General features: G+C 74.5%; 28 protein-coding genes. 12 read left to right on the forward strand and 16 right to left on the reverse strand.

Annotated elements, in window-relative coordinates:
- Positions 1-162: 162 nt before the first annotated feature.
- The 4 genes from ABD249_RS05255 to ABD249_RS05270 form a co-directional block, all read right to left on the reverse strand.
- Entirely contained in the window at positions 163-1,983 is a 1,821-nt protein-coding gene (locus ABD249_RS05255) for an AAA family ATPase (RefSeq protein ID WP_344341171.1), read from the reverse strand.
- Positions 1,980-2,273 carry a hypothetical protein gene (locus ABD249_RS05260; protein WP_344341174.1) on the reverse strand — a complete coding sequence of 98 codons (294 nt, stop codon included), beginning with the start codon at positions 2,271-2,273 and terminating at the stop codon, positions 1,980-1,982. Before ABD249_RS05260 ends, ABD249_RS05255 begins: the two co-directional genes overlap by 4 nt.
- Complete coding sequence (locus ABD249_RS05265) at positions 2,270-2,587, reverse strand: MerR family transcriptional regulator (RefSeq protein ID WP_344341177.1); 318 nt, start codon at positions 2,585-2,587, stop codon at positions 2,270-2,272. Before ABD249_RS05265 ends, ABD249_RS05260 begins: the two co-directional genes overlap by 4 nt.
- A 186-nt stretch (positions 2,588-2,773) precedes the next feature.
- Positions 2,774-4,159: a recombinase family protein gene (locus ABD249_RS05270; RefSeq protein ID WP_344341179.1), complete on the reverse strand. Its 1,386-nt coding sequence runs from the start codon at positions 4,157-4,159 to the stop codon at positions 2,774-2,776.
- Between ABD249_RS05270 and ABD249_RS05275 the strand changes: the two genes are divergently transcribed.
- The 7 genes from ABD249_RS05275 to ABD249_RS05305 are packed head-to-tail and all read left to right on the forward strand — an operon-like array spanning position 4,146 to position 8,296.
- Positions 4,146-5,027, forward strand: coding sequence for a TadA family conjugal transfer-associated ATPase (locus ABD249_RS05275; protein ID WP_486303397.1), 882 nt, complete (start codon positions 4,146-4,148; stop codon positions 5,025-5,027). The genes ABD249_RS05270 and ABD249_RS05275 overlap by 14 nt on opposite strands.
- The gene (locus tag ABD249_RS05280) at positions 5,024-5,887 is read left to right on the forward strand and encodes a type II secretion system F family protein (protein ID WP_344341183.1); all 864 of its coding nucleotides are present in this window, start codon (positions 5,024-5,026) and stop codon (positions 5,885-5,887) included. Before ABD249_RS05275 ends, ABD249_RS05280 begins: the two co-directional genes overlap by 4 nt.
- On the forward strand, positions 5,875-6,819 hold the full coding sequence (locus tag ABD249_RS05285) for a type II secretion system F family protein (RefSeq protein ID WP_344341185.1): 945 nt from the start codon (positions 5,875-5,877) through the stop codon (positions 6,817-6,819). Before ABD249_RS05280 ends, ABD249_RS05285 begins: the two co-directional genes overlap by 13 nt.
- 32 nt (positions 6,820-6,851) lie before the next feature.
- On the forward strand, positions 6,852-7,019 hold the full coding sequence (locus tag ABD249_RS05290; RefSeq protein WP_344341187.1) for a hypothetical protein: 168 nt from the start codon (positions 6,852-6,854) through the stop codon (positions 7,017-7,019).
- The gene (locus tag ABD249_RS05295; RefSeq protein WP_344341189.1) at positions 7,019-7,411 is read left to right on the forward strand and encodes a TadE/TadG family type IV pilus assembly protein; all 393 of its coding nucleotides are present in this window, start codon (positions 7,019-7,021) and stop codon (positions 7,409-7,411) included. Before ABD249_RS05290 ends, ABD249_RS05295 begins: the two co-directional genes overlap by 1 nt.
- Entirely contained in the window at positions 7,386-7,835 is a 450-nt protein-coding gene (locus ABD249_RS05300; RefSeq protein WP_344341191.1) for a hypothetical protein, read from the forward strand. Before ABD249_RS05295 ends, ABD249_RS05300 begins: the two co-directional genes overlap by 26 nt.
- A complete protein-coding gene (locus ABD249_RS05305; protein ID WP_344341193.1) occupies positions 7,832-8,296 on the forward strand; it encodes a hypothetical protein in 465 nt (154 codons plus the stop codon). Before ABD249_RS05300 ends, ABD249_RS05305 begins: the two co-directional genes overlap by 4 nt.
- Before the next feature lie 15 nt (positions 8,297-8,311).
- Here the strand turns inward: ABD249_RS05305 and ABD249_RS05310 are convergent, their stop codons facing one another.
- The 9 genes from ABD249_RS05310 to mvk all read right to left on the reverse strand — a co-directional run bounded on the left by ABD249_RS05310 (position 8,312) and on the right by mvk (position 16,711).
- A complete protein-coding gene (locus ABD249_RS05310) occupies positions 8,312-8,623 on the reverse strand; it encodes a hypothetical protein (protein WP_344341195.1) in 312 nt (103 codons plus the stop codon).
- 115 nt (positions 8,624-8,738) lie between these two features.
- Complete coding sequence (locus tag ABD249_RS05315) at positions 8,739-9,956, reverse strand: MFS transporter (RefSeq protein ID WP_344341197.1); 1,218 nt, start codon at positions 9,954-9,956, stop codon at positions 8,739-8,741.
- A 22-nt stretch (positions 9,957-9,978) separates the two neighbouring features.
- On the reverse strand, positions 9,979-10,362 hold the full coding sequence (locus ABD249_RS05320) for a hypothetical protein (protein ID WP_344341199.1): 384 nt from the start codon (positions 10,360-10,362) through the stop codon (positions 9,979-9,981).
- A 109-nt stretch (positions 10,363-10,471) separates the two neighbouring features.
- Positions 10,472-11,608, reverse strand: coding sequence for a hydroxymethylglutaryl-CoA synthase (locus ABD249_RS05325; RefSeq protein ID WP_344341201.1), 1,137 nt, complete (start codon positions 11,606-11,608; stop codon positions 10,472-10,474).
- A complete protein-coding gene (locus ABD249_RS05330) occupies positions 11,605-12,648 on the reverse strand; it encodes a hydroxymethylglutaryl-CoA reductase (protein ID WP_344341203.1) in 1,044 nt (347 codons plus the stop codon). The genes ABD249_RS05325 and ABD249_RS05330 overlap by 4 nt, the downstream gene beginning before the upstream one ends.
- The gene (fni, locus tag ABD249_RS05335; RefSeq protein ID WP_344341205.1) at positions 12,645-13,724 is read right to left on the reverse strand and encodes a type 2 isopentenyl-diphosphate Delta-isomerase; all 1,080 of its coding nucleotides are present in this window, start codon (positions 13,722-13,724) and stop codon (positions 12,645-12,647) included. Before fni ends, ABD249_RS05330 begins: the two co-directional genes overlap by 4 nt.
- Positions 13,717-14,799 carry a phosphomevalonate kinase gene (locus tag ABD249_RS05340; protein WP_344341207.1) on the reverse strand — a complete coding sequence of 361 codons (1,083 nt, stop codon included), beginning with the start codon at positions 14,797-14,799 and terminating at the stop codon, positions 13,717-13,719. Before ABD249_RS05340 ends, fni begins: the two co-directional genes overlap by 8 nt.
- A complete protein-coding gene (gene mvaD, locus ABD249_RS05345; RefSeq protein WP_344341209.1) occupies positions 14,796-15,764 on the reverse strand; it encodes a diphosphomevalonate decarboxylase in 969 nt (322 codons plus the stop codon). The genes ABD249_RS05340 and mvaD overlap by 4 nt, the downstream gene beginning before the upstream one ends.
- The gene (gene mvk, locus ABD249_RS05350; RefSeq protein WP_344341211.1) at positions 15,761-16,711 is read right to left on the reverse strand and encodes a mevalonate kinase; all 951 of its coding nucleotides are present in this window, start codon (positions 16,709-16,711) and stop codon (positions 15,761-15,763) included. The genes mvaD and mvk overlap by 4 nt, the downstream gene beginning before the upstream one ends.
- A 265-nt stretch (positions 16,712-16,976) precedes the next feature.
- Here mvk and prfB point away from each other — a divergent pair, with 265 nt between their 5' ends.
- The 5 genes from prfB (at position 16,977) to smpB (ending at position 21,779) form a co-directional block, all read left to right on the forward strand.
- Positions 16,977-18,098 carry a peptide chain release factor 2 gene (gene prfB / locus ABD249_RS05355; RefSeq protein ID WP_344341214.1) on the forward strand — a complete coding sequence of 374 codons (1,122 nt, stop codon included), beginning with the start codon at positions 16,977-16,979 and terminating at the stop codon, positions 18,096-18,098.
- Positions 18,095-19,510, forward strand: a complete 1,416-nt coding sequence (locus ABD249_RS05360; protein WP_344341216.1) for a 4-hydroxyphenylacetate 3-hydroxylase N-terminal domain-containing protein — start codon at positions 18,095-18,097, stop codon at positions 19,508-19,510. Before prfB ends, ABD249_RS05360 begins: the two co-directional genes overlap by 4 nt.
- A 76-nt stretch (positions 19,511-19,586) precedes the next feature.
- Positions 19,587-20,321, forward strand: coding sequence for a cell division ATP-binding protein FtsE (gene ftsE, locus ABD249_RS05365; protein WP_344341218.1), 735 nt, complete (start codon positions 19,587-19,589; stop codon positions 20,319-20,321).
- A complete protein-coding gene (ftsX, locus tag ABD249_RS05370) occupies positions 20,318-21,232 on the forward strand; it encodes a permease-like cell division protein FtsX (RefSeq protein ID WP_344341220.1) in 915 nt (304 codons plus the stop codon). Before ftsE ends, ftsX begins: the two co-directional genes overlap by 4 nt.
- A 70-nt stretch (positions 21,233-21,302) precedes the next feature.
- The gene (gene smpB, locus ABD249_RS05375; protein WP_344341222.1) at positions 21,303-21,779 is read left to right on the forward strand and encodes an SsrA-binding protein SmpB; all 477 of its coding nucleotides are present in this window, start codon (positions 21,303-21,305) and stop codon (positions 21,777-21,779) included.
- 57 nt (positions 21,780-21,836) lie between these two features.
- On the opposite strand, the gene ABD249_RS05380 is transcribed toward smpB, so the two are convergent.
- From ABD249_RS05380 to ABD249_RS05390, 3 genes are read right to left on the reverse strand one after another with little or no spacing between them, the layout of a single operon-like run.
- On the reverse strand, positions 21,837-23,033 hold the full coding sequence (locus ABD249_RS05380; protein ID WP_344341224.1) for a hypothetical protein: 1,197 nt from the start codon (positions 23,031-23,033) through the stop codon (positions 21,837-21,839).
- On the reverse strand, positions 23,030-24,100 hold the full coding sequence (locus tag ABD249_RS05385; RefSeq protein ID WP_344341226.1) for a hypothetical protein: 1,071 nt from the start codon (positions 24,098-24,100) through the stop codon (positions 23,030-23,032). Before ABD249_RS05385 ends, ABD249_RS05380 begins: the two co-directional genes overlap by 4 nt.
- Entirely contained in the window at positions 24,097-25,533 is a 1,437-nt protein-coding gene (locus ABD249_RS05390) for a hypothetical protein (protein WP_344341228.1), read from the reverse strand. Before ABD249_RS05390 ends, ABD249_RS05385 begins: the two co-directional genes overlap by 4 nt.
- Positions 25,534-25,634: the final 101 nt, after the last annotated feature.

A 25,634-nucleotide genomic window follows, 5' to 3' on the forward strand; every position in this document is an offset into this window, starting at 1 on the left:
GGTGGTGTCCCGCACTGTCCCGCGCGGGTTGGGACACGACTTCCGCGCCATGACTGGGCAGGCGAGGTGGTGTCCCACGGTGTCCCGCTGTCCCGCCTCGGCCGTGGGACACCCCATCTCGGTGGGGTGTCCCAAGGGGCTTGGGACAGTGGGACGGCATGCTCAGCCGCTCACGATCGTGATGTTCGAGAGCATCTTCCGGTCGCCCTGCGCGCGCTGCACGTCGCGCTTCGTGACGCCCGCGGGCACCCCGCCGGTGAGACCCTGCACGGCTGCCCACGCGGCCCGCACGCCGAGCGTGTACGGCACCTGCGCCGCGTCCAGCGCCGCGCGAGCTGCGTCCATCCGCTGCCCGAAGCCGACCGTGCTGGCCGAGCCGGACGGCACGAAGGTGAGGCGCCCGGGCCCGTCGGGGTCGTCGGCGTCGATGCGGCGGAACGTGATGTCGTCCGTGCTGCCCGCCGCGCGCCGCTTCATGGGGTGCATCGTGAACACGCCCGAGGTGTCGTCCTTCGACAGCACCCACGCCGCGGACACGTCATCCCGCTTCGCCGACGCCCCTCGTGCTCGGTCGCCGCCGTGGCCGGTGTTGTCGGTGCGGATGACGGTCACGCCGCGTCGCTTCAGCTCCGTGCTCGTGAGGTTGTAGAGGCGTCGCACGGTGTCGTTGCTGTTCTCCTCGCCCTCGGTCACGCGCTGCGTCGAGTCGAGCACGAGCAGGTCGCCCTCGCCCACGCCGTACAGGTCGAGCAGGTCGCGCATCTGCTGCGCGCCCGCCTCGGTGTCGAGCCCGGCGAGCCTCGGCAGGCTCAGCGGGTAGAACCGGCCCGCCCACGCTGCAGCCTCGGGCCCGGTCACGCCGAGGTCGGTCAGGCGTTCTGCCCAGTCGTCCTCGCTGTTCTCCATGTCGACGTAGAGGACGCGGCCGGGAGCGGCGATCCCTCGCCCCAGGAACTCGGCCTCGTCGCGCAGCACCGCGACCACGAACGCGAGCACGAGGAGCGACTTGCCGGTGCCGCCGGCGGCGACGATGCTCACGTGGTCGCCCTCGGGCACGATCGACTCCCACAGCCACGGTCGCGCCGGCCTCTCAGGGTCGAGGAGCGCCACGAGGTCGAGGAGCGGGAACGGGTTGGCCTGCGCCGCCCGCTCATCGCTCGAGCCCTCGTCGCTCGTCACGATCGTGACCTCGGGCAGTGGGGCCTTGTCGCCCCAGTCGCGCACGTGCCGCGCGAGGCTGTTCACGAACTCGTCGTTGGCGAGCCTCGGGCCTTCGCCGTGCGGAGCGTCGACCCACCGCTCGGCCATCTCCTGCAGCGCCCATGCCGCTCCAGGGTCGCCCTCGGCGCCCAGGCACACGACGTGCTTGATGCGGGCGTGCAGGACGTCGCGGCCGCGGAACGGCGTCGGCGTCTCGGCGACGTAGGCACGCATCCGCGCCGACGGCTCGCCGGTGCCCGTGCTTGCCATCCACTGCTGCACCTCGGCCGAGGATGCGATCGGCTGCCGAGCGCCCGCCGAGCTCGGCGTACGGCGGTATGCGTCGGGCAGCGTCTGCGTGACCTGCGCGACGGGAGGCAGGTCGTAGGGCACCACGACGTAGCCTCCGACGCCTCGGAGGTCGATGCCCGGGAGGACGCCCACGGCGCTCGGCGAGTCGCCGCAGAACCACAGGTGCTTGCCCTCGCCGGACAGCGACGTGCCCTCCACCTGCGCGCCCATGGGGGCGCCGGCCTGCAGCGCGCTCATCATGCCGTCGGGCTTGCCCTCGTGTCGGTCGATGTCGACGACGACGTGCCCGGTCATGCCGGGCACGACCGCCGGGAGCGCGTCGGGCCACTGCACCCACCACGTCGACACCTGGCCGGCGTCGGTCGTGGCGAGGTGCTGCCATGCGCTCACGAGGGGGCGCTTGTCCTTCGTGGGCAGGACGTGCCATCCGCGCTCGGCCAGTGCCAGGGCGCGGTCGAGGTTGGCGGTCATCGCAGCGTGCTCGGAACGGCGATCAGGAGGTGGCGGCGGACGCACGTGCCGCTGCACTTCGTCGCGCTGTCGAAGCGAGCCCGCGCGTCCTCGGGCGTCTCGAACAGGTTCACGATCGGCCACGTCGTCGCGCGTCGGCCGTCGCCGACGTCGTGGATGCAGACGGCCGCATAGTGGCCGGTGCCGCTCACGCGCGTGTAGCGGTCGTGGAGGACGCACTGGAGGAACGCCTTCACGGTGCGGTGGTTCGCGTTGCACGCGCAGCGCGTCGGACGCTGGAGAGCGATCATCGTGCACCTCCTGCACGGAGCAGAGCTGCGGCTCGAGCGGCCTGCTCGTCGGACATGGGCGGCAGGGTCGCTGCTGCGTCGTGCGCGAGCCTCACGACCTGCGCGCCGGGACCGAATCCGCCGCGCTCGGCGTAGGGCTTGGGCAGGCCGTGCTCGGCGAGTGCCGCCGCGGCCTCGTCGATGTCGACGAGCGCGCCGCCTCGCTTGCCTTCGGGCAGGTAGACGGGGAACAGGCCGCGACCGATGTAGTTGCGGATCGTGGGGGCGGAAACGTCGAAGTGTCGAGCCGCCTCGGGGATGGGAACGAGCGCCATGGGGGCATCTCCTCGTCAGAGGTGATGCACGCCCGCTTTGGACTGGTGACGACTTGCTCCACTACCCGGGGCCGCGCTTCGCGTGGGCGGCCATCCCTCTCGGTGGAGCAATCCCGGAGCCGACTCACATCGTCGACCCGCGCTTGCTCGTGCAATCTCGAAGTTACACTCTTGCGATTTGCTCGGTCAATCGGTGGGCACGGCGAGTCGCAGGCGTCGGTGAGTCCAGCGGTTCGCGCCGCGAGTCTCGGTGGGTTCGATCGTCACGACGAGCAGGGCGGCGAGGATCGCGCGCTGCACGTCGACCGGCGCCTCGAGGAGCGCCGCGCCGGGGTCGTGTGCGCCGAACAGGCTGGCGCTCGCGGACTGCTGCATCGCGGCTGCGAGGCGTCCGTCGATCGCCGCGACCTCGGCCTCGGCCTTCTCGGTCGCCTGGCGAAGCTGGCGGCCCGTGATGTCGCCCGCCTGGTAGTCACGCTCGAAGTCGGCCAGCCGCGCGGACAGCGCACGACGTCGAGCTCGGTCGGCCTTCACCCCGTCGTCCTGCGCCGGCCGCATCGCCGCCTGCACGCGAGGGTCGCGCACCCGCTCGGCGAGCACCTGCAGCACGTAGGCGTCCGTCTGCTCGGCATGGATCGTGAGGTGCGCCGAGGCCGTGCAGCGGTAAAGGTGCGTGCCCTTCGACGGGGCGGGGCGCATGCCGGCGCCGCACTTCCCGCACTTGAACAAGCCCGAGCCGAGCCACCTCGTGACGTTGCCCCGCTGCTTGCGTCGCGCGGGGTCGGTGAGCACCGCCTCGACGGCTCGCCACGTGTCCTCATCCACGAGCGCCGGCCAGGTCGCCGAGCCGACGATCGTGGACCCGTCGCCGCGACCCACTCGGCCTCGACCAATGAGGCCGGCGTTGCGGGGGCGCACGAGGACGTCACGCAACTTCGCGTACGTCCACGGCTTGCCGGTCGCCGACACGTCGCCGCGCTCGTTGAGGTCGCGCGCCATGGCTGCGAGCGTGCGGCCCGCGAGCACGCCCTCGGACGCCTCTCGCACGATCGCCGCCTCGTCCTCGCGCACGGTCACGCCGTCGGGCTCGTAGCCGTACGGGCGCGGCCCGCCTCGGTACTTCCCGTCAGCGGCTGCCTGCTGCTTCGCCCGTGCCAGGCGCTCGCGCGCGTGGTCGACCTCGTGCTGCGCGACCGCCCCGACGATGCGCGCGGACATTCGGCCCGACGCCGTGGTGAGGTCGATCGTGCCCGCCGTGACCGTCTGCACCTGGAGGCCGGTCGACTCGGCGAGCGCGACGAACTCCTCCAGCTCGGTCACGCGGCGGTGGAGGCGGTCGGTGTGCCACACGAGCACGCCCTGAATCGAGCCGGCCCGGGCGGCGTCGAGCATCGCGCGGTACTGGGGGCGGGGCTTGCCCGAGTAGGCACTGATGTCGTTGTCGACGTAGACGGACGTGACCGTCCAGCCCAGGCGCTCGGCGAGGGCTCGACAGTCAGCCTCCTGGCGATCGACGCCGAGCCCGCCGCCGGCCTTGTCGCGACTGATGCGGGCGTAGATGGCTGCGTGCATAGGTCACAGCGTATGCGTCGACCTGTCGATGCCGTTCGTCGACGCGTCGCTGCCCGACGGCTCGCGGCTGCACGTGGCATCCGGCGACGTCGCACGCGGCGCGATGAGCATCAACATCCGCAAGTTCTCGCGCAGCCTCACCTCGCTCGAGGCGCTCGTCGAGCTCGGATCCCTCAGCCATCAGGCGGCGACCTTCCTGCGGCGATCGATCGTCGCGGGGCTCAACGTGCTCGTCTCGGGCGCGACGCACGCGGGCAAGACGACCCTGCTGAGCGCGCTCGTCGGCGCGGGCCGGCCGCGAGACCGGGTCGTGACGATCGAGGAGACGTTCGAGCTCGACCCGCAGGTCGCCGACGTCGTCGCGCTGCAGTGCAGGCAGCCCTCGCTCGAGGGCACGGGCGAGATCACCCTGCGGCAGCTCGTGAAGGAGTCGCTGCGGATGCGGCCCGACCGGCTCGTCGTCGGCGAGGTGCGCGGCGCCGAGGCGCTCGACCTGCTCATCGCCTTGAACTCCGGGGTCGCGGGCGCCGGCACCATCCATGCGAACACGGCGCGCGACGCGCTGCAGAAGCTCACGACGCTGCCGCTGCTCGCCGGGCGCAACATCGACGCGGGATTCGTCGTGCCGACCGTCGCCGCGTGCATCGACCTCGTCGTGCACTGCGCGATGGATGCGCGGGGCAACCGGCGCGTCACCGAGATCCTCGCGCCCACGGGCACGACGACGGGACTCGTCATCGAGGCGTCGCAGCTCTTCCACACCGTCGGCGGGCTCCTGCGGTCGACGGGTGGCCAGCCGTCGCGCACGACGAAGCTCGTCGCCGCCGGCGTCGACGTCGCCGCCCTGCTCGCGCGGGACGACGCGTGAGCTGGCTGCTCGGCGCGCTGCTCGGGCTCGGCCTCGTCCTCGCCGCGTCGCCATGGCTGTGGCCGCGTCCCGTCGAGCGGCCCGGTGCCGACGCGCCGCGCGCCTCGTGGGTGCGCGACCGCCTCACGCAGGCGGGGCTGCACGAGGTGCCGCTCGCCGCCCTCGTCGTGATCGCGGCGCTCGCCGGCGTCGTCGCGGCGGGCATCGCGCTCGCGGCGACGCCCGTCCTCCCGGTGGCAGCGGCCGCGGGCACCGGCGCCGCCGTGCTGCCGTTCGCCGCCGTCGCCTGGCGCGCGCGCCGCCGGCGCCGTGCGCGCTCGCTCGCATGGCCCGACGTCGTCGACCACCTCGTCTCCGGCGTGCGCAGCGGCCTCGCCCTGCCCGACGCCGTCGCCGCGCTCGCGACGGCCGGGCCCGAGCAGACGCGCGAGGCCTTCCACGCGTTCGGCGCCGACCACCGGGCGACGGGCTCGTTCGCCTACGCGCTCGACCGCCTCAAGGATCGCCTCGCCGATCCCGTCGCCGACCGCATCCTCGAGACCCTCCGCATGGCGCGCGAGGTGGGCGGCAGCGAGGTCGCGCACGTCCTGCGCGACCTCGCGGCGTACCTGCGCAGCGACCTCGCGATGCGCAGCGAGCTCGAGGCGAGGCAGTCGTGGGTCGTGAGCGCGGCACGCCTCGGCGTCGCCGCGCCCTGGCTCGTGCTGCTGCTGCTGTCGACGCGACCCGAGGCGGCCGCGGCGTACAACGCCCCAGGCGGCCTCGCGATCGTCGCCGGCGGGCTCGTCGTCACGGTCGTCGCCTACCGCGCGATGGTGCGCCTCGGCCGGCTGCCCGAGGACGGGCGGTGGTTCGCGTGATCGGCGGCACCGGAGCGGCGCTCGTGCTCGGCGCGACCCTCGGGCTCGGGCTGTGGATGCTCGTGAGCCTCGTGCCCATCCTCCGTCGGCCGCGCCTGCTCCACCGCGTCGCGCCCTACGTGCTCGACGTCTCGCCCGGCGCCCGCGACCTCGTCGCCCGTCGCGTCGTCGATCCGACGCGCGTGCTCGACGTCGTCGCTGCGCCCGTGGGCGATCGGCTCGCACCCGTGCTGCACGCCGTGCTCGGCCCGCCCGCCGTGGTGGCAGGGCGGCTGCGCAGGGCGCGCAGCCCGCTCGCGCTCGAGCGCTTCCGTGCGCGGCAGCTCGTCGTGGCGGCAGGCGGCGCCGTCGTCGGCGCGCTCGTGGGCGCCGTCGCGCTCGCCCGCGGAGGCCCTCCCACGATCGTCGTCATCCTCGCGGGCGTCGGTGCCGCAGGCGGCGCGCTCCTGCCCGACTGGCTCCTGCAGCGCGCCGTGCGACGCAGGATGGCGCGCATCGCGAGCGAGCTGCCCACCGTGCTCGAGTTCCTCTCGCTGAGCCTCGCCGCCGGCGAGGGGCTCGCCGACGCGCTCCGCCGCGTCGCACGCATCGGCACGGGCGAGCTCGGTCGCGAGCTCGGCGGCGTCGTCGCCGACGCCGCGTCGGGCACGCCGCTCACGGATGCGCTCGAGCGGCTGGGCGCCGAGCTCGAGCATCCGGGCGTCTCGCGCTGCGTCGACCAGATGCGCGGTGCGCTCGAGCGCGGCACGCCGCTCGCGCAGACGCTGCAGGCGCAGGCGCAGGACGCGCGCGACGGTGCGCGGCGCGACCTGCTCGAGGCCGCCGGCCGCAAGGAGATCGCGATGCTCGTGCCGCTGGTCTTCGCGCTGCTTCCGACGACGGTCGCATTCGCGCTGTGGCCGGGCGTGCACGTGCTGCAGATGGGGTTCTAGAGGTTCCGATGGTTCGAGGGAAGGAGGCGGCGATGCGCCGCATGTGGAGTCGGCTGGTGGAGGACGAGCGTGGCGACGTGCCCGGGTGGGTGCTCGTGACGCTCATGACGGCTGGGCTCGTCATCCTGATCTGGGGCGTGGCGGGCCCCGCGCTGTCGGAGGTGTTCCAGCAGGCGATGGAGCGGGTCACGGGGTTCTGATGCGCGCCGCGAGGACGCTGCGCGACGAGCGCGGCGCAGCGGTCGCGGAGACCGCGATGGTCGTGGGGCTCCTGACGCTCGTCGCCCTGTCCGTCGTGCAGCTCGCCCTCGGCCTGCACGTGCGCACCGTGCTGCAGGACGCGGCAGCCGAGGGTGCACGCCACGGCGCGCTCGCAGGCTCGTCGGCCGAGGCGGGCGTCGAGCGTGCACGGCTGCTCGTGACGACGTCGATCGGGCCCGAGCATGCGGCATCGATCACGGCGTCGACGACGACCGTCGCCGGGCATCCGGCGCTCCGGCTCACGGTGCGCGCGCCGCTGCCCGTGCTCGGCCTCGTCGGCCCGACGACGCTGGAGGTGCAGGGCAGTGCCGCGCTCGAGACGCTGGACTGATCGCGCGGGCGAGCGCGGCTCGGCGTCGATCGAGCTGCTCACGATCGGCATGCTCCTCACGGTGCCGCTCGTCTACCTCGTGCTCGCGATGGCGCAGCTGCAGGGCGCGGCGCTCGCGACCGAGGGCGCCGCGCGGCAGGCGGCGCGGATGATCGCGACGGCCGACTCCCATGTCGACGCGCTCGCATCCGCCGATGCCGCGATCGTCGTGGCGCTCGCGGATCTCGGTCTGACGGCGTCGGCGGTCGACGTCGCGTGCGATCCCGTGCCGACCGACTGCACCGCCCGCGGGGGCACGGTGCGCGTCGTCGTCGAGGTGGTCGTGCCGCTGCCGCTCGTGCCGCCCGTGCTCGACCTCGACGTCGGGCTCGCCGTGCCGATGTCGGCGTCGTCGGCGCAGCCCGTCTCGGAGCTCCGCCCGTGATCGGCGCGATGGGCGGTCGGCGTGCGCGGTCGCTGCTGCGGGACGAGGAGGGCTCGACGCTGCTGCTGACGATCGCGTACGGCGCGCTGGCCCTCGCGCTCGTCGTCGTCGTGGTGGCCGCGACCTCGTTGCTCATCGAGCGCCGTCGGCTGCTCACGCTCGCCGACGGCGCCGCGCTGCACGCTGCGGAGGCGTTCGCGCTGTCGCAGGTCGCGTTCGACGGTGTGCAGCCGTCGCCGCGCCTGGCGGACGAGGCGGTCGAGGAGGCCGCGCAGGCGTGGCTGCGCGCGGCGCCGACCGACCTCGACGCCGTGCGCCTCGTCGCCGCTCGCTCGCTCGACGGGCAGACGGCGGAGGTCTCGGTCGCGGCCGCGTGGCGTCCGCCGATCGTCTCGGTGCTGCTGCCGGACGGCGTGCCGCTCGACGTCACCGTGACGGCGCGCTCGGTGTTCGTCGGCTGAGCGACGAGCACGGGGTCAGACGGTCGTGCGCTCGGGCTGCGGCATGACGACGTGCACGACGGCGGGCTGCGTCGCGATCGACGTCGTGACGACGTCGAGCTCGGTCGCGCGTCGCAGGCGCAGGACGGTGAGGGCCGCGAGCGCCGTCGACGACAGCAGCAGGCCCGGTGCCGCCATGACGACGCCGTGCCACGCGTCGGGGCGCACGGTGGCCGCGGCGCCCGCGCCGAGCGCCACGAGGAGGCTGCCCGCCGTCACGACGACGAGCACGACGCTCGTGAGGACCGTCATGGCCCAGAGCGCGTCGAGCAGGCTACGGGTTCGCATGTCCTCAGCATGACCGCTCCTGAGCATCCCTCGACGATCCTTGACAGGATGCCGTTGTCGTGCTTCACGCGCACGCATGCCGTACGCGCAGCGAGCCCCTCGCCGACGAGCCGGCTCAGCCGGGGGAGCGCGGCAGCGTGCGCACGAGCACGACGGCACCGACCGCGCACGCACCCACGAGCGCCGCGCCGGCCGTCACGATCGACGACACCTGGATGAGCGCGGCGATGCCGAGCGGCGCGATCGCGGCGCCCGCGTTCGTCGTCAGGCGCCATGCGCCGAGGAAGGGCGCGGGGTTCGCGCGGTCGGCGAGGTCGGCGCCGACCGTCATGAGGATGCCCGACGACATGCCGTTCGCCACGGCGAGCAGCCCTGCGCCGACGACGAGGCCGACGAACGCCCCATCGCCCGCGTGCGTCGCGGCGAGGGTCGTGAACCCGGCACCCATGAGCACGAGCGACGGCAGCACCGCCCACAGGCGGCCGAAGCGGTCCATGACGAGGCCCGAGACGAAGAACAGCAGGAAGTCGACGGCGCCCGCGAGGCCGACGATGAGGCCCGTGGAGGCGGCGTCGACGCCGATCGAGACCGCCCAGAGCGGCACGATGACGTCGCGCCCGCGCCGCGCGAGCGCCAGCATGGCGGCGCCGACACCCACGGTGCCGAGGATGCGCGCGTAGCGGCGCAGCGTGTCGCCGAGGCGCACCGTCTCGCGCTCCGCCTGACGTGCACCCTCGTGCGTCGTGCCGCGCTCGAACGTCGACTGCGGGTCGGGCAGCAGCAGCAGCACGACGACGGCGGCGAGGCACCCGCCGACGAAGATCCAGATCGTCGCCTGCACCGGCGCGCCGAGCGCGATGATGCCGGAGGCGATGAGCGGGCCGATGAACAGCCCGAGGCGGAAGGTGCCGCCGAGCGCCGACAGCGCCCGCGCGCGGTAGCGGTAGGGCACGAACGTCGTCATGAACGCGTGTCGTGCGAGGGCGAAGACCGCCGTCGCGATGCCCGTGACGAGGATCGCGAGCCCGAGCATCCACACCTCGGTCGCGAACCACGCGAGCGCGAGCGCCAGCAGGGTCGCGAGGCCCGCGTAGATCATGACGGCACGCTCGCCCAGGCGCGACACGAGCATGCCGCCGGGCACGCTGCCCGCGAGCTCGCCGAGCGTCATCATCGCCGCCACGAGGCCGGCGACCGCGAGGCTCGCACCCAGGTCGCCCGCGATGACCGGGATGTAGGGGATGATCGCGCCCTCGCCGATGGCGAAGAGCACGGTCGGCAGGTACGCCGCGGCGGCGACCTTGCGGAAGGGGAACCGCTCGGCGTCGCTCATGCGACCGCCTCGTGCGGCGCGCTCAGGCGCCGACGGCGGGGGAGAGCAGGATCACGAGCCCCACGAGCGCCATCCCGACGAGGTTCGAGCAGATGCCGATGCGGATGGAGTGCTTCTTCTGCACGTACGCCTGGTCGACCGTGTAGGCCATGACGGGGCAGCCCGCCCACATGAGCAGCCCGAGACCGGCCGTCGCGATGAGCGTGCCGATCCAGAACACGAGCTCGACGCCACCGGCGAGGTCGGCCGGGCGCCAGCCCGCCGCGACGAGCGGCCCCAGACCCAGCACCGGCGCGAGCACGCCCGCCGCCGTCCAGATCGTGCCCGTGCGCATGATGCGCTGCACCTCGATGGGCACGGAGTCGACGGTCTCGACGGGCCGGATCTGCTGGACCTGATCGCTCATGGGAGGAACCTCGCGGACGGAGAACTTGCAGTGACTGCATGATCGTACTCCTCATCCCGCGACGCCCGGCTCCACCGCGGGCCGGTTGACAGCCCGGCCCGCGCGACCCTCAGACGCGCTCGTACCGGCGCGCACCGCCCTCGACGCCCGACATGCGGAACGGGCCCGTCGTCACGCGCGGCAGCTCGCGATCCTCGCTCGAGGCCGAGTGCTCCTCGTGCAGGCGCTCGTAGGTCGCGACGTCGACGGGCACGCGCTCGTCGAGCGCGCGGCGCACGCCCGCGTCGTGGACGCCGGCGCCGGCGGTCACGACGCCCGTCATCCACTCGCCGACCGAGCCGGAGCCGTAGGAGAACATGCCCACGCCGCTGCCCGAGCGGTCGCCCGACTCGAGCAGGCCCGCGAGGGCGCCCGGCAGCGACGCGCTGTAGGCGTTGCCCAGCCGTGCGCCGACCTCGGTCGCGCCCGGGTCGAGCGGTGCGAGCTCGACGCCCGTCGTCTCGGCGAGGCGTGCGTGCGCCTTTCGCGCCATGCCCGTGAAGGGCTGGTGGTACAGCAGGTGCTCGAGCTCGGCGAGCGGGCGTCCGCCGCGCGCGACGAGGTCGTTCCACGCGCCGACGAGCGAGTCGAGGTACGCCGTCGTCGAGAGCCGACCGTCGACGATGGCCGTCGTGCGGTCGTTCGGCCGCCAGAAGTCGTCGACGTCGGTCGTGTGGATGCCGCTCACGGCGTCGAGCTCGACGAGCCGCGGGTTCGCGGAGACGAGCATCGCGACGGCGCCCGCGCCCTGCGTGGGCTCGGCGGCCGAGGCGACGTCGTAGCGCGCGACGTCGGTGGCGATGACGAGCGCGAGGTCGTCGGGGCGACGCGAGACCTGGTCGGCCGCGAGCTGCACGCCCGCGATGCCGCCGTAGCAGGCCTGCTTCAGCTCGACGACGCGGCTCGACGACGGCAGATCGAGGAGGCGGTGCACGAACACGCCCGCCGCCTTCGACTGGTCGATGCCCGACTCGGTCGCGACGAGCACGGTGCGGATGCGGCTCGCATCCACCCGCGCCACGATCGGCGCCGCCGCGGCGGCCGCCATCGTCACGATGTCCTCGTCGGGCGCGAGCACGCTCATCGCGAGCTGCCCCAGCCCGATCGAGAGCTTGGCGGGATCGATGCCCCGCGCCTCCGCCAGCAGCGACAGGTCGAGCACATGGTGCCCCGTCGCGATCTGGATGTCGTCGATGCCGACGCTCATGCCGTCCTCCGCTCTCCACGTTCCAGCAGGCGATGCGTCGCCATGAGCTCTCCCGGATTGGTCTGCGCCGCGAGCAGCGACAGCTCGCCGCACAGCACCGTCGCTCCGATGAGCGCCGCGAGGCGCCGTGCGTCCGCGCCGGGCTCGCCGCCCGAGCGGCATCCGAGCCGCGTCAGGGCGTCCTCGACGACCGGCAGGTCCTTTCCGTTGCCGACCGTGCCGACGATGAGGTTCGGCAGCGTGCACGAGAAGTAGACCCCGGTCTCGCGGGCCTCGACGTACGTGATGCCCTGCGAGCCCTCGACGATGTTCGCCGCGTCCTGCCCCGTCGCGAGGTAGAAGCCCAGCAGCATGTTCGCGTAGTGCGCGTTCGCCGAGCGCAGCGCGCCGGCGATCGTCGAGCCGACGAGGTTCTTGCCGGTGTTGAGCGCCTCGAGGCGCTCGGGCGTCGTGCGCAGGCCGTCGACGACGAGCTGCGTCGGGATGAGGATGTCGGCGACGACCGAGCGGCCGCGGCCGAGCAGGCCGTTGACGGCCGTGGCCTTCTTGTCGGAGCACCAGTTGCCGGAGATCGAGCCGTAGTCGAGCTCGGGCGCGAAGACGAGGATGGCCTCGAGCAGCGACTCGGCGGCGGCCGTTGCCATGTTGTGGCCGGACGCGTCGCCGGTCGAGAAGGCGAAGCGCACGAAGAGCAGGCTGCCGACGACCTCGGTGTGGATCTCGAGCAGGCGCGCGAAGCGGCTCTGCGCCGCGACGACCATGCGCAGGTCGTCGATGCGGTCGACGATCGTGCGACCCGCGGCGACCGCGGTCGCGGCGTCGTCCGCGCGCAGCAGGATCGAGCGCGTCATGCGCTCGTCGACGACCGTGACCTGGATGCCGCCCTCGACCTGGCGCGAGATGCGGGCGCCGCGTCCGACCGACGGCCACAGCGGCGACTCGTAGGTCGCGAGCGGCACCGAGACCTCGCCGGTCACGGCATCGCCGGACACGCGGATCGGGCCGACCCACGAGGTCGGGATGGGCGTGGAGTCGGTCATGCGGTGCCTCCGTCGGCAGCGGGCTGGGCGCGTCGCCGCGCGAGGGACGTGACGTCGAGGCCGCGCAGCTCGGCGAGCTCGCGCAGCCGACCGCGCACGAGGACGTCGGCGTGCACGGCGTCGGCGGGGGAGGCGGCGCCGACGAGGCCGAGGAGCGCGCGCACGTGGTCGCGCCACCGGCGCATCTCGTCGACGAGCGCCTGCTCGCCGTCCTCGACGGCGATCGCGAGGAAGCGGCTCGCGACGCCCACGCCCTGCGCGCCGAGCGCGAGGGCGCGCACGACGTCGAGCGGATGCCGCACGCCGCCGGAGGCGAGCAGCGGCAGCCCGGCGCTCGCGGCGTCGAGCAGGCACGCGGGCGTCGACAGCCCCCAGCCGGCGAGGTACGCGTAGTCGCCCGCGACGCGACGGTCGTTCTCGACGCGCACGAAGTCGGTGCCGCCGGCCCCGCCGACGTCGGCGACCGCGACGCCGAGGTCGGCCAGGCGCGCCACGGTGCGACCCGAGAGGCCCGCGCCGACCTCCTTCACGACGACGGGCACGTCGACGGCCTCGCAGATCGCGGCGATCGATGCGGCCCACGTGTCGAAGCGCGTCGAGCCCTCGGGCATCACGAGCTCCTGCGCGGCGTTGAGGTGCACCTGCAGCGCGTCGGCGCGCAGCAGGTCGACGGCGCGCCGTGCGTCGTCGGCCGAGCGGTCGGCGCCGACGTTCGCGAGCACGAACCCGTCGGGATGCTCGTCGCGCAGCACGCGGAACCACGGCGCGCGCGAGGGGTCGTCGAGCGCGATCGACACGGAGCCGGAGGCGATGGGCATGTCGGCCTCGCGCGCGGCGATCGCGAGCGTGCGGTTGACGTCGCCCGTGTGCGCGGTGCCGCCGGTCATGCCGTTGACGTAGACGGGCGACGTCCAGCGCATGCCCGCGACCTCGACGTCGAGCGAGACGCGCGCGGGGTCGATGCCGTCGAGCGCGTGATGCACGAGCTCGACGTCGTCGAGGTCGTTGGGCCGCCCGCGGCGTGCGCGCTCGTGGTCGAGCGCGATCCGCAGGTGCTCGTCCTTGCGCTCACCCATCGACGTCGCTCCGCGGCGGGGTCACCGAGATCGTGAGGTGCCGCACGTCGTCGGCCTCCCACGCGCGATGCATCGCGTGGACGTCGGCGTCGCGCGGCGCGAGCGCGATGCCGCAGTCGCCGCCGCCGGCACCCGAGGGCTTCGCGGCCGCGCCGACGCGCTCGGCCGCGTCGCACAGCGCGCGCAGCCGATCGGTCTCGATGTCGATGCCGGCGGCGCTGCCGAGGTCGCGCAGCAGGCTGCGGCAGCCGCGGATGGCGTCCATCGCCGCGCTCGCATCGTCGGCCTGCAGCGCCGTCGTCAGCTGGCAGACGCGCTCGCGGCTCGCGACGACGAAGTCGCGGTGGGCCTTCGCACCGGTCTCGCGCATCCGCAGCACGCGGTCGACGAGACGCTCGGTCGAGGCGGGCGCGCCCGTCCAGCCCACGAGGAGGCGCGCGGAGGTCGGGGGCGCGATGCGCGAGACGCTCAGGCCCTCCCACGGCTCGTCGAGCAGCTCGGCGACGCTCGTCTCGCCCATGCGGCGCACGAGCGCGGCGCGGTCGGGCGACGAGTAGCCGATCCAGCCGCTGAAGGTCGAGGCGGCGAGGTCGCCGCCCGAGGCCGTCGGCACGACCGCGACGGTCGCGAGCATCGCGAGGCGGAAGCGCTGCATGGCCGTGAGGCCGAGGTCGTAGAACTCGTCGAGCGCCGCGACGGTCGCGACCGTGACGGCGGCGGACGAGCCGAGGCCGAACTTGCGGCCGCCCCGGTCGTCGAGCTCGCTCGAGATGCGCAGGTCGAAGAACGAGTCGCTGCGGCCGAGCTGCGCACGGAGCCGATCGACGAGCGTGATCGTCGAGAGGACGTAGTCGTACGGGGTGCTGCGGTCGATGCGCACGCCCGTCGCGTCGCGCGTCCACGTCACGGGCAGCTGGCCGTACTCCTCGGAGTGCACCTGGCCGAAGGCGTCCGAGGGGGAGAGGTCGACCGTGAGGAAGCGATCGACGGCGACGAGCACCGAGGGCTGCCCCGGCTCGACGACGGCGTACTCGCCGGCGACGAAGAGCTTGCCGGGCGCGCGGGCGGTGATCACGCGTCGTCCTCCACGAGGTGCGCGCCCGGGCCCGGACGGGCGACGACGGTCGAGGCGACGTCGGCGAGGGATGCCGCGATGCGCTCGGCGTCCGCCGGGGCGCACAGCACGACGACGTTGGGCCCGGCGTCGATCGTCGAGTACGCGAGCGTGCCATCGGCGCGCAGCGCCTCGACGCGATCGAGCACGGCGAGGCTCGCGGCCGTGAGGTAGCGGATGGGCGGGTCGCACGACTGGATGAGCGCGTGCATGCGCAGCGCGTTCGTCTCGGCGATGCGACCGACGAGGTCGAGGTCGTGCGCGGCGCACGCGTCGACCATGCGCTCGAGCGTCGCGCTCGTGTCGCTCACCCACGCGGGGTAGAACGGGGAGGTCTCGGCGGTGCGCGCCATGGCGGCGCGGCTCGAGATCGGCTTCTCGCGCTCCTCGACCGTCGCGATGACCATCGCCATGTCGGGTGCCTCGGTCGGCTCGGCGAAGGACGTCTCGTCGCCGTCGCCCGCGTGCCACACCGCGACGCCCGAGACGATCGAGCGCGAGGCGGAGCCCGAGCCGCGGCGTGCGAGGCGCGAGAGGTCGCGCGGCGAGAGGTCGAGGCCGTAGGCGGCGGAGGCCGCGACGGCGAGGGCGGCGAAGCCCGAGGCGCTCGAGGCGAGCCCGGCCCCGGTGGGCACGGCGTTCGTCGTCGCGACGCGCGCCCGGCGGTCGTCGCCCGCGAGCTCGCGCACGAGGTCGAGGAAGCGCGCGACCCGGTCGAGCGGCGTGCCCTCGAGCACGCGCCCGTCGAGCTCGAGCACGTCGGCGGCGAGCCCCGCGTCGACCGTGACGGTCGTGCGGGTGGGGAAGACGTCGAGCGTCATCGAGAGGCTGCCCGTCGCCGGCAGCGACATGGCGGCATCGCGCTTGCCCCAGTACTTGACGAGGGCGATGTTCGGATGGGCGACGGCGGTCGCGTGGTCGGTCATGTCGCCTCCACGGTGGCGGTCCACGTCGCGCGCGCACCCGCGGCGAGCAGCGCGGCCGCGATGGCGGGCGCGTCGGCGGCCTCGCGGGCGAGCGCGAGGACGCATCCGCCGCCACCGCCGCCCGTGAGCTTCGCACCCGCCGCGCCGGCCGTCGTGGCCGCGTCGACGAGCGCGTCGAGCTGGGAGGTGCTCACGCCGAGCCCGCGCAGCTGCGCGTGCGCGGTCGACATCGCGCGCCCGAGCACGTCGACGTCGCCGACCTCGAGCGCGGCGGCGAAGTCGTGGACGACCTGCGTGAGCGTCGCGATCGCGTCGGCGACGTGGTCGGGCTCGGTGCGGCGCAGGCTCTGCACGTGCGCGACCATCTCGCGCGTCGAGCCGCGGGATCCGGAGTCGGCGACGACGATCGTGATCGCGGCGCCGACGGGGAGCGTGCGCGCGGCGCCCGCCTGGAACCAGATGGGGCCGGGCGCGACGACCGTGCGCGCGTCGAGGCCCGACGGGGTGCCGTGCGCGACCTGCTCGGCCTGGTGCACGAGCGCGTGCAGCGTCGCGTCGTCGAGGTCGACGTCGGCGCAGCGGGCGATGGCGCGCACGATGGCGGCGGCCGTCGCGGCGCTCGAGCCGAGCCCGGCCGACAGCGGCACCTCGTTGCGCACCTCGACGTCGAGGGGCGCGGCGTGCACGTGGTCCATCGCGAGGCGCACTGCGGCGACCGTGGGCGCGAGGCCCTCGGGGGCGTCGTCGAGCGAGCCCATGTAGTCGTCGGTCGTGAGCGTCGTCACGGGTCCTGCGGCCCGGGCGGCCGTCGCGGTGATCGTCAGCGCGTCGAGCGGCGTCGCGATCGCGGGAGCGCCGTGGACGACCGAGTGCTCGCCGACGAGGATCGCCTTCGCGTGGGCCGTGGCGGTCGCGGTGTCGCGGGTGCCGCTCGAGATGCTGGTCATGCGACGACGCCGTCGCCGGAGGTGCCCATCGGGGGCCCTGGGGCCGGGACGAGGGCGACGGTGTCGCGGGTGAGGTGGACCATGCGAGTCGAATCGTAGCGCGCGGTCCATTGCCCCACGCATGCGCTTGCGCGAGGCGCCCGCCCCCGTCCGCTCGCGCGCGCGGCGACGGCGCGGTCCGGACGGCGGGCACGGCCCGGGCGCTCGGGGCGGCAGGGCCGGGCGCACGCGGGAGGACGGGGCCCGAGCGGTAGGCTCGACGATCATGGCCGACCTCGACATCGCCGGCGAGATCGCCGATCTGCGCAGCACGTACTCCGACATCGCCGTCGTCGCCGACGTCCCGCGCCTCGAGCGCGAGATCGCCGAGCTCAGCGAGCAGGCGGGTGCGCCCGACATCTGGGACGACCCGGCCAAGGCGCAGCAGGTGACGACCGCCCTCAGCCACCGCCAGTCGCGCGTCAAGCGCCTCGCCGACGTCGAGCGCCGCATCGACGACCTCGAGGTGCTCGCGCAGCTCGCCAACGAGGAGGACGACGAGGACTCGCGCGTCGAGGCGCGCAAGGAGCTCACGGCCGTGCAGCGCACGATCTCCGAGATGGAGGTGCTCACGCTGCTCGACGGCGAGTTCGACGAGCTCCCCGCCGTCGTCACGATCCGTGCCGGTGCGGGCGGCGTCGACGCGTCGGACTTCGCCGAGATGCTCCTGCGCATGTACCTGCGCTACGCAGAGCAGCACGGCATGAGCGTGCGCGTCTACGACACCTCCTACGCGGAGGAGGCGGGCATCAAGTCCGCCTCGTTCGAGGTCGACGCGCCCTACGCGTTCGGCAACCTCTCGGTCGAGGCCGGCACCCACCGCCTCGTCCGCATGAGCCCCTTCGGCGCGGCGGGCAAGCGCCAGACGTCGTTCGCGGCCGTCGAGGTCGTGCCGCTGTTCGACCAGGTCGACGAGGTCGAGGTGCCCGAGGGCGACATCCGCGTCGACGTCTTCCGCTCGTCGGGCCCCGGCGGCCAGTCGGTCAACACCACAGACTCCGCCGTGCGCATCACCCACCTCCCGACGGGCCTCGTCGTCTCGATGCAGAACGAGAAGTCGCAGATCCAGAACCGCGCCGCCGCGATGCGCGTGCTCCAGTCGCGCCTCATGCTGCTGCAGCGCGAGGAGGAGGCCGCGCGCAAGAAGGAGCTCGCCGGCACCATCACGGCGTCGTGGGGCGACCAGATGCGCTCCTACGTCCTCGCGCCGTACCAGATGGTGAAGGATCTGCGCACGGACCACGAGGTGGGCAACCCGTCCGCCGTGTTCGACGGCGACCTCGACGGCTTCATCGCCGCCGGCATCCGCTGGCGCAAGCAGCAGCAGCAGGAGCAGGCCGACTCGTGACCGACGGGCCGCAGACCGGTGCCGAGTACCTCGCGGGGCTCGGCGACGGTCGTGCGGTGTGGCACGACGGCGAGCGCGTCGACGACGTCGCGACGCATCCCGCCTTCGCGGGCGCGGCCGCGACGATCGCCTCGCTCTACGACCGGCTCCACGGACCGGACGCCGAGACGCTGCTCGCGACGACGCCGGGCGGGGTGCGCACCCACGCGTTCTACGCGATCCCGCGCTCGCGCGACGACCTGCGCGCCCAGCGCGAGGCGATCCGCGGCTGGCAGCGCACGACGCACGGCTGGCTCGGGCGCACGCCCGAGATGCTCGCGTCGGTCCTGACGTCGATGGCGGCGCACGCGCCCTTCTACGGCGACCGCGCGGACGCCGTGCTCGCGACGCTCGACCGCGACCAGCGCGCCGTCACGCACTACGCGCAGGCGCTCGTGAACCCGCCCGTCGACCGCGACCTGCCGCCCGACCAGGTCGCCGACGTCATGCTGCACGTCGTCGACGAGCGCGCCGACGGCCTCGTGCTGCGCGGCGCGAAGGCCGTCGTCACCGGCGCCGTCACGGCGCAGCGGCTGCTCGTGTCGCACTTCGGCGGCGAGGTGCGCGACGACGCGTTCGCCATCGCCTGCACCGTGCCCGTCGGCGCAGCGGGCCTGCGGCTCTACACGCGCGGCGTGCCGACGACCGACGACCAGCCGCTCGCGCGGCGCTTCGCCGAGCACGACGCGCTCGTCGTGCTCGACGACGTGCTCGTGCCGTGGGAGGACGTGCTCATCCGCGACGCCGACACGATGCTCGGCCACAACCGCGGGGCCGTCGGCTGGAACGCCCGTCTCGCCTTCCAGTCCGCGACGCGGCTCGAGGCGAAGCTCGAGTGGATCGCCGCGCTCGCGGTGCGCGCGAGCGAGATCATGGGCACGTCGTCGCTGCGCGGCGTCCAGGCGGCGCTCGGCGAGGTCATCGCCTTCCGGCACGTCGTCGCCGGCATGCGCGACGCCATGATCGAGCAGGCCGCGCCGGTCGGCGCCGCCGACGCCGAGGGCGGTCAGGCGTGGGGGCCGGGCGTCGAGCCGGCGCTCGCGTTCTCGGCGTACGCGCCCGACGCCTACAGTCGCATGCGCGTCACGCTCGAGACCGCCGTCGCCTCCGGCCTCGCACACCTGCCGATCCCCGCCGCGGCGCTCGGCGACCATCCGGACCTCGCGCCGTACCTGCGCGGCTCGGCGGGCACGGACGCCGCCGAGCGCCTCGAGGTCATGGGGGCGCTGTGGGATGCGATCGGCACCGGCTTCGGCGCGCGGCACGAGCTCTACGAGCGCAGCCACTGGGGCCAGCCCGAGCGCACGCACGTGGGCATCCTCGGGCTCGCGCAGGCGACGGGGCGCATCGCAGACTGGCGCGCCGCGGGCTGAGCCGCCGCGCGAGCGCATCCGCGCCGCGCCGCGCCCGTGCCCGCCCTCGAGCCGCACGCGGCCGTAGCCTCGTCGAGTGATCCGGTTCGACGCGGTCTCCAAGACCTACCCCCGCTCGGCGCGGGCGGCGCTCACCGACGTCTCCCTCGAGGTGGCGAAGGGGGAGTTCGTCTTCCTCGTCGGCGCCTCGGGCTCCGGCAAGTCGACGCTCATCCGAATGGTGCTCCGCGAGGAGCAGCCGTCGCAGGGCGAGATCCACGTGCTCGGCCAGCGGCTGCGCTCCATCCCGAGCCGCAAGGTGCCGTACTTCCGGCGCAACCTCGGCGTCGTCTTCCAGGACTTCCGCCTCCTGCGGTCCAAGACGGTCTACGAGAACGTCGCCTTCACGCTCCAGGTGCTCGGCAAGAGCCGCGGCTTCATCTCGGAGGCCGTGCCCGACGTCCTGAAGGTCGTGGGGCTCGCCGGCAAGCAGAGCAGGCTCCCGCACGAGCTCTCCGGCGGCGAGCAGCAGCGCGTCGCCATCGCGCGCGCCGTCGTCAACAAGCCGCCGATCCTGCTCGCCGACGAGCCGACCGGCAACCTCGACCCCGCGACGAGCGCCGGCATCATGGCGCTCCTGGCGCGCATCAACGAGGGCGGCACGACCGTCGTCATGGCGACGCACGACTCGTCGATCGTCGACGCGATGCAGAAGCGCGTCGTCGAGCTCGACGCCGGTCGCGTCATGCGCGACGAGGTCGCCGGCTCGTACGCCACGACGTCGCCCATCCCGGTCGTCGCCGAGCCCACGAGCCTCGGAGCGGCACGATGAGGCTCGCGCTCGTCATGGGCGAGGTCTGGACGGGCCTGCGCCGCAACATGTCGATGGCCGTCGCCGTCGTGCTCGTCACCTTCATCTCGCTGACGTTCGTCGGCGCCGCGGTGCTGCTGCAGATGCAGATCACCCAGATGAAGGGCTTCTGGTACGACCGCGCCCAGGTCGCCGTCTACTTCTGCAACGACATCGACCAGACCGAGACGTGCTCGCAGGCCGCCGCGACGCCCGAGCAGATCCAGGCCGCCGAGGACGCGCTCGCGTCGGCGGCCGTCGCGCAGTACGTCGACGGCGTCGAGTTCGAGGACCGGGATGCCGCGTACGCGCGCTTCATCGACCAGTTCGGCGGCACGACGACCGCGGAGTTCGCCACGGCCGACACCATGAACGAGGCGCTGTGGGTGAGCCCCGTGACGCCTGCGGACGCCGACGTCATCGCGGAGGCGACCGCGGGGCTGCCTGGGGTGCTCGAGGTGCGCGACCAGCGCGCGCTGCTCGAGCCGATCTTCTCGGTGCTCAACACCGCGAGCCTCGCTGCGGTCGGCATCGCGATCCTCATGCTCGTCGCGGCGGTGCTGCTCATCGCCACGACCATCCGGCTCTCGGCGTTCTCGAGACGCAGGGAGCTCGGGATCATGCGCCTCGTCGGCGCGTCGAACCGGTTCATCCAGACGCCGTTCATCCTCGAGGGCGTCGCGGCCGCGCTCGTCGGATCGCTGCTCGCCGCCGCCGCGATCGTCGCGCTCGTGCAGGGCGTGCTGCAGGGCTACGTCGCGCAGACGCTGCGCACCGTCGCGGTCGTCTCGCTCGACGACGCCCTGCTCGTCGCCCCGGGCCTCGTCGGGTTCGGCGTGCTCTTCGCCGGCCTCGCGGCCGCCGTCGCGATCCGCAGGTACCTCAAGGTCTGACACGCGCCCGCACCGGCCCCGCGTGCTACGGTGGCGGGCTGCGCTGGATGCGATTCCCGAGGAGGCGATCATGGTACGCGAGCAGGGTCAGAAGGTCGTCGCCCAGAACAAGAAGGCGCGCCACGACTACACGATCGAGGACCGCTACGAGGCGGGCCTCGTGCTCACGGGCACCGAGGTGAAGGCGCTGCGCGCCGGCCGTGCATCGCTCGTCGACGGCTACGCGTACGTCGATCGGGGCGAGGCGTGGCTCGACGCCGTGCACATCCCGGAGTACGGCCAGGGCACCTGGACGAACCACGCACCCCGCCGCAAGCGCAAGCTGCTGCTCCACCGGGCGCAGATCGAGAAGCTGCAGGCGGCGGTGTCGCAGGGCGGCTACACGCTCGTGCCGCTCTCGCTCTACTTCTCCGACGGCCGTGCGAAGGTCGAGCTCGCCGTCGCGAAGGGCAAGCGCGAGTACGACAAGCGCCAGACGCTGCGCGAGCGGCAGGACAAGCGCGAGGCCGACCGCGCCATGCGCTCCCGCAACCGCCTCGGCGACTAGCCCGCGATCCGCTCGCGGAGCGGCGCGCCCTCGCGCGGAACGCGACCGACCGCGGCCTCAGACCGCGTCGAGCTGCACGCCGTCGATCAGCGCGCCGAGCGCGCCGAGGCCATCGGCGAGCATCCCTGCGAGCGCACCCTCGAGGTCGCCGCCGGGTGCCGCGGCCTCCGCCTCGGCCCATGCGGCCTCGAAGCGATCGGCACGATCGTCGAGGGCCGTCTGGAGAGCCTGCAGCTGCTCGGTCGTCGAGTCGGCGTCGTTCGCGGCCGCCCACGCCGTGAGCACGGCCTCGTCGTCGCTCGCGAGCGCCTCGAGCGCCGGGACGGCGAGCGCGCACGACGCCTCGAGCTCCGTCGGGCACACGGCCGCGAAGGCGGCCGCGACCTCGCGGTGCGTGTCGGCGAGGGCCGCCCACTCGTACGTCGGCGACGGTCCGGGGCCGGCCGGGCACCCGTACGCGCCCGCGCAGACCACGGTCGTCGTCTCGCCGACCTGCGCGAGCTCGCCCTCGGCCACGGCGGCGCCCCGCACCTCGAGGTCCGACAGCGGCCGGGCGAGCTCGCCCGCGAGGTCGCACGCCGCGGCCAGGGAGCCGCCGAGGGCCGCGACGTCGTCGGCGTACGTGGCGGCGGCGGCGAGCTCCCGCTCGAGCTGGTCCGACTCCGAGAGGGCGCGCGCGTAGTCCTCCGACTCGGGATCGCCCGGGCCGAGCACCGGCACGGCCAGCCCCTCCGCCGCCGTCGAGAGCCGCACGGCGGCGTCGGCGTCGCCGCACGCCCACACGACCGGCTGCAGGTCGACGCCGTCCAACGGCTGCAGCATGTCGTCGATCGAGAGGCCCGACTCGTCGACCGCGGTGGCGGTCACGCCGCGCGAGCCGTCGTTCGTCAGCGCGGCGATCGCGCCGCGATGCGCGGCCATGTCCGCGTCCCACGCGGCGACCGAGTCCGCCGACTGCGTCGCGGCGGCGGGCGCGAACCTCCCGACGAGCAGCACGAGCACGGCGATCGCCGCCAGCACCGCCACGGCTGCCCACGGCGCGTGCCGTCGCGCGGCTGCACCCAGGCGTCGCGCGCGTGCGGCGGCGCTCGGCGCCGGTGGGCGAGAGCGCGGGCCGACGGGGCCGTCGCCCTCCCTCGGGCTGCGCGGCGATGCGGTGGGCACGGGTGGGGGCTGCACGCCGTCGGCGTCGGTCGGCGTGCGCGGGGATGCGTCGGGCACGGGTGGGGGCTGCACGCCCTCGTCGTCGGTCACCATCGGATGATCGCCTCCTGCGCGCACTCGGCCACCGGCTCGAGCGCGGTCACCCACGCCTGGGCGAGCAGCGCCTCCATCGAGTCGCCGCCGGCATCGGCGATGGCCTGCTCGGCCGTCGCCCACGCCGCGTCCCACGCGACGGTGCGCTGCTGGAAGGCGGCGTCGATCGCCGCGGGATCCTGCAGCCGGAAGGCGTCGGCGATGGCCTGCTCGGCGTCGGCGCGCGCCTCGTGGGCCGCGGCGACGGCGGCGCACGGCTCCGCGAGCGACGCCGGGCACGTCGCGTAGACGTCGGCGTACGACTGCGCGGTCCACGCGAAGTCCTCCGTCCAGGCGTCCGCGATCACGACGCCCCACGCCTCGAGGTCGATGCCCGTGCACCCGGCGACGCCGTCGCAGCGCACGGTCACCATGCCCGTGCCCTCCACGACCGCATATGCGATCTCGTCGGTCGACGCCTCTCGGAGGTACGAGAGCGCGAGGCCGTCGCGCAGCGTGCGCACGGCCGACGCCTGCAGCAGCTCGAGGGACCCGGCCGTGGAGCACACGGCGTCGACCTCGGTCGCGGCGTCCGCGATGACGTCCGGCAGCCGCTCGAAGGCCGCGATCGCGGCCGCGTCGCGGTCGGCGACCGCCGCGGCCGACGCGTACGCGCCGCTCGCGAACCCGAACGGGTGCGAGGGCAGCGCCGGCACCTCGCCCGCCGACGGCACGAGGGAGGCGTCGGTGACGCAGGGCTGCGGCGACGCCCGCGACCACGCCGGCGCGAGGGCGTCGTCGAAGCGCGCCTGGTCGAGGCCCTGCGCGGCCGCGATGGCATCGATGCTCGCGAAGGAGGACGCCACCTCCGCGGATCGCGACGCCCACGAGGCGCGGTCGTACCGATACTGCTGCGCCTCGTCGCCCGCGGCCTCCGCCCCGTTCGCGATCACGATCCATGCGGTGACCACGAGGACGGCCGCCGCGAGCGGCGGCAGCCAGCGACGCAGGGGAGTCCTCCGGCGCGGCCCGGCCGGCGGGGCGGCGGGCGCGGTGGCGGACGTCGCGCCCGGCTCGTCGCTCATCCGCGCACCACGGCGGCGGCGTCGCGGATGGCCTGGCCCTCGGTGCGCACGACGTCGGCGACGACCTGCAGCATCGTCGCGGCACCCGTCGCCGCGCTCGTCTGCGCCGACGCCGTCGCCCGGTTCGTCTGCTCGCCGGCCGCGAAGGCGTCGACGGCGGCCACGAGGTCGGGCGCGGGGGAGGCGTCGCCGGCGACGGCGCCGCCCGTCACGTCCTCGCTGCGATACGCGGCGCCGACGGCGGCCGCGAGCTGCGCGTTGCCGTCGTGCATCGTCGCCCACGCGTCGCACACCGGCCGGAGGTCCTCGGCCGGGCAGTGGTCGCGGTACGACTGCGCCATGGCCTGGTCGTAGGCGACGAACGCCGCGTCCCACGCATCGCCCGACGCCGCGCGCGCGGCGCGGTCGACGAAGGGGGCGCAGCCGGTGTCGGCGTTGCACGTGAACGTGATCCACTCGCTCGCGCTCACGTCGTAGCGCTCGGTGCCGCCCTGAGGCACGGTGAGCGTCGCGAGCCACGCGTCGTAGGCGTCGGCGAACGCGGCGTCGGCGTCGGCCTGGGCGAGCACGAGCGCGCACCCGGAGGCGAGGGCCGAGAACGGGGCGTCGACGTCGTTGGCCAGCGTCTCGGCCGCGTCGAGGCGGCCCTGGGAGGCGGCGGCGTCGGCGACGGCCTGCGCGTACGCGTCGTTGCGCTCGCCGCCCTCGACGACGCGGAGCGACGGCCGCGGCGCGGAGAGCATGGCGGCCTGGCCCGACAGCGACGCGAACGCGTCGCACGAGGCGCGCAGGGGAGCGACGTCCGGCACGACCTCGTCGTAGGAGCCCGATCCCACGCCCGTCGCGACGCCGGCGAGCGCCGCGTCGAACGCGGCGGTGTCGAGCTCGGCGAGCGGCTGCAGCGCCGCGTCGGAGTACACCGACGCCCACGCCGCCGTCTGCGTGGCGTAGTCGTCGGCTGCGGCCTGCGCATCGCGCTCGACGAGGACGCCGGGCACGACGAGCGCCGCCGCGACGGCACCGGCGCCGACGAGCGCGACGGGGATCGCGATGCCGAGCACGAGGCCGAGGCGGCGGCTGCGACGGCGCGGCGGCGGCCCCTGCGGCGGCATGGCCTGCGAGGCGCCGGCCTGCCCGCCCGGGCCCGGCTGCTGCATCCACGGCTGCGGCTGCTGCACGGGCGTCGCCGCCGTGAGCGGGCGACGCGGCTCGGGGTATGCGCCGGACGCGCCGCGGTGCGCGCCGTCGTCGTGCACCTCCACCGTCCACGAGCCGTCGGCGTTGCGCACGGGCGGGCGCGGCCCGGCCGGCGCCGCATCCGCGGACGGCGACGGGACGCCGTGCCCGGTGCCCGCGCGCGCGTCCGGCCGCGCCCCGTCGGCGCGCCAGGGGTCGTAGGCGGGGCTCGGCCCCGGTGCGCCCTCGTCTGCCATGCGCGTCCATCCGTGCGGGTGGTCGCCCGTGCGACCGTGACCTCCAGGGTAGGCAGTGCCCGCTGCGACCGCGATGGGGAGAACTGCCCGGTTCGACACGC

This window comes from Agrococcus versicolor (assembly GCF_039531815.1).
Lineage (GTDB): Bacteria > Actinomycetota > Actinomycetes > Actinomycetales > Microbacteriaceae > Agrococcus > Agrococcus versicolor.

Excerpts from the sequence above, each read along its gene's own strand:
- ABD249_RS05255 (WP_344341171.1), bottom strand. The coding sequence starts at position 1,983 with ATGACCGCCAACCTCGACCGCGCCCTGGCACTGGCCGAGCGCGGATGG.
- ABD249_RS05260 (WP_344341174.1), bottom strand. The coding sequence starts at position 2,273 with ATGATCGCTCTCCAGCGTCCGACGCGCTGCGCGTGCAACGCGAACCAC.
- ABD249_RS05265 (WP_344341177.1), bottom strand. The coding sequence starts at position 2,587 with ATGGCGCTCGTTCCCATCCCCGAGGCGGCTCGACACTTCGACGTTTCC.
- ABD249_RS05275 (WP_486303397.1), top strand. The coding sequence starts at position 4,146 with ATGGCTGCGTGCATAGGTCACAGCGTATGCGTCGACCTGTCGATGCCG.
- ABD249_RS05270 (WP_344341179.1), bottom strand. The coding sequence starts at position 4,159 with ATGCACGCAGCCATCTACGCCCGCATCAGTCGCGACAAGGCCGGCGGC.
- ABD249_RS05290 (WP_344341187.1), top strand. The coding sequence starts at position 6,852 with ATGCGCCGCATGTGGAGTCGGCTGGTGGAGGACGAGCGTGGCGACGTG.
- ABD249_RS05295 (WP_344341189.1), top strand. The coding sequence starts at position 7,019 with ATGCGCGCCGCGAGGACGCTGCGCGACGAGCGCGGCGCAGCGGTCGCG.
- ABD249_RS05310 (WP_344341195.1), bottom strand. The coding sequence starts at position 8,623 with ATGCGAACCCGTAGCCTGCTCGACGCGCTCTGGGCCATGACGGTCCTC.
- ABD249_RS05315 (WP_344341197.1), bottom strand. The coding sequence starts at position 9,956 with ATGAGCGACGCCGAGCGGTTCCCCTTCCGCAAGGTCGCCGCCGCGGCG.
- ABD249_RS05320 (WP_344341199.1), bottom strand. The coding sequence starts at position 10,362 with ATGAGCGATCAGGTCCAGCAGATCCGGCCCGTCGAGACCGTCGACTCC.
- ABD249_RS05325 (WP_344341201.1), bottom strand. The coding sequence starts at position 11,608 with ATGAGCGTCGGCATCGACGACATCCAGATCGCGACGGGGCACCATGTG.
- ABD249_RS05330 (WP_344341203.1), bottom strand. The coding sequence starts at position 12,648 with ATGACCGACTCCACGCCCATCCCGACCTCGTGGGTCGGCCCGATCCGC.
- fni (WP_344341205.1), bottom strand. The coding sequence starts at position 13,724 with ATGGGTGAGCGCAAGGACGAGCACCTGCGGATCGCGCTCGACCACGAG.
- mvaD (WP_344341209.1), bottom strand. The coding sequence starts at position 15,764 with ATGACCGACCACGCGACCGCCGTCGCCCATCCGAACATCGCCCTCGTC.
- mvk (WP_344341211.1), bottom strand. The coding sequence starts at position 16,711 with ATGACCAGCATCTCGAGCGGCACCCGCGACACCGCGACCGCCACGGCC.
- prfB (WP_344341214.1), top strand. The coding sequence starts at position 16,977 with ATGGCCGACCTCGACATCGCCGGCGAGATCGCCGATCTGCGCAGCACG.
- ftsX (WP_344341220.1), top strand. The coding sequence starts at position 20,318 with ATGAGGCTCGCGCTCGTCATGGGCGAGGTCTGGACGGGCCTGCGCCGC.
- smpB (WP_344341222.1), top strand. The coding sequence starts at position 21,303 with ATGGTACGCGAGCAGGGTCAGAAGGTCGTCGCCCAGAACAAGAAGGCG.
- ABD249_RS05385 (WP_344341226.1), bottom strand. The coding sequence starts at position 24,100 with ATGAGCGACGAGCCGGGCGCGACGTCCGCCACCGCGCCCGCCGCCCCG.
- ABD249_RS05390 (WP_344341228.1), bottom strand. The coding sequence starts at position 25,533 with ATGGCAGACGAGGGCGCACCGGGGCCGAGCCCCGCCTACGACCCCTGG.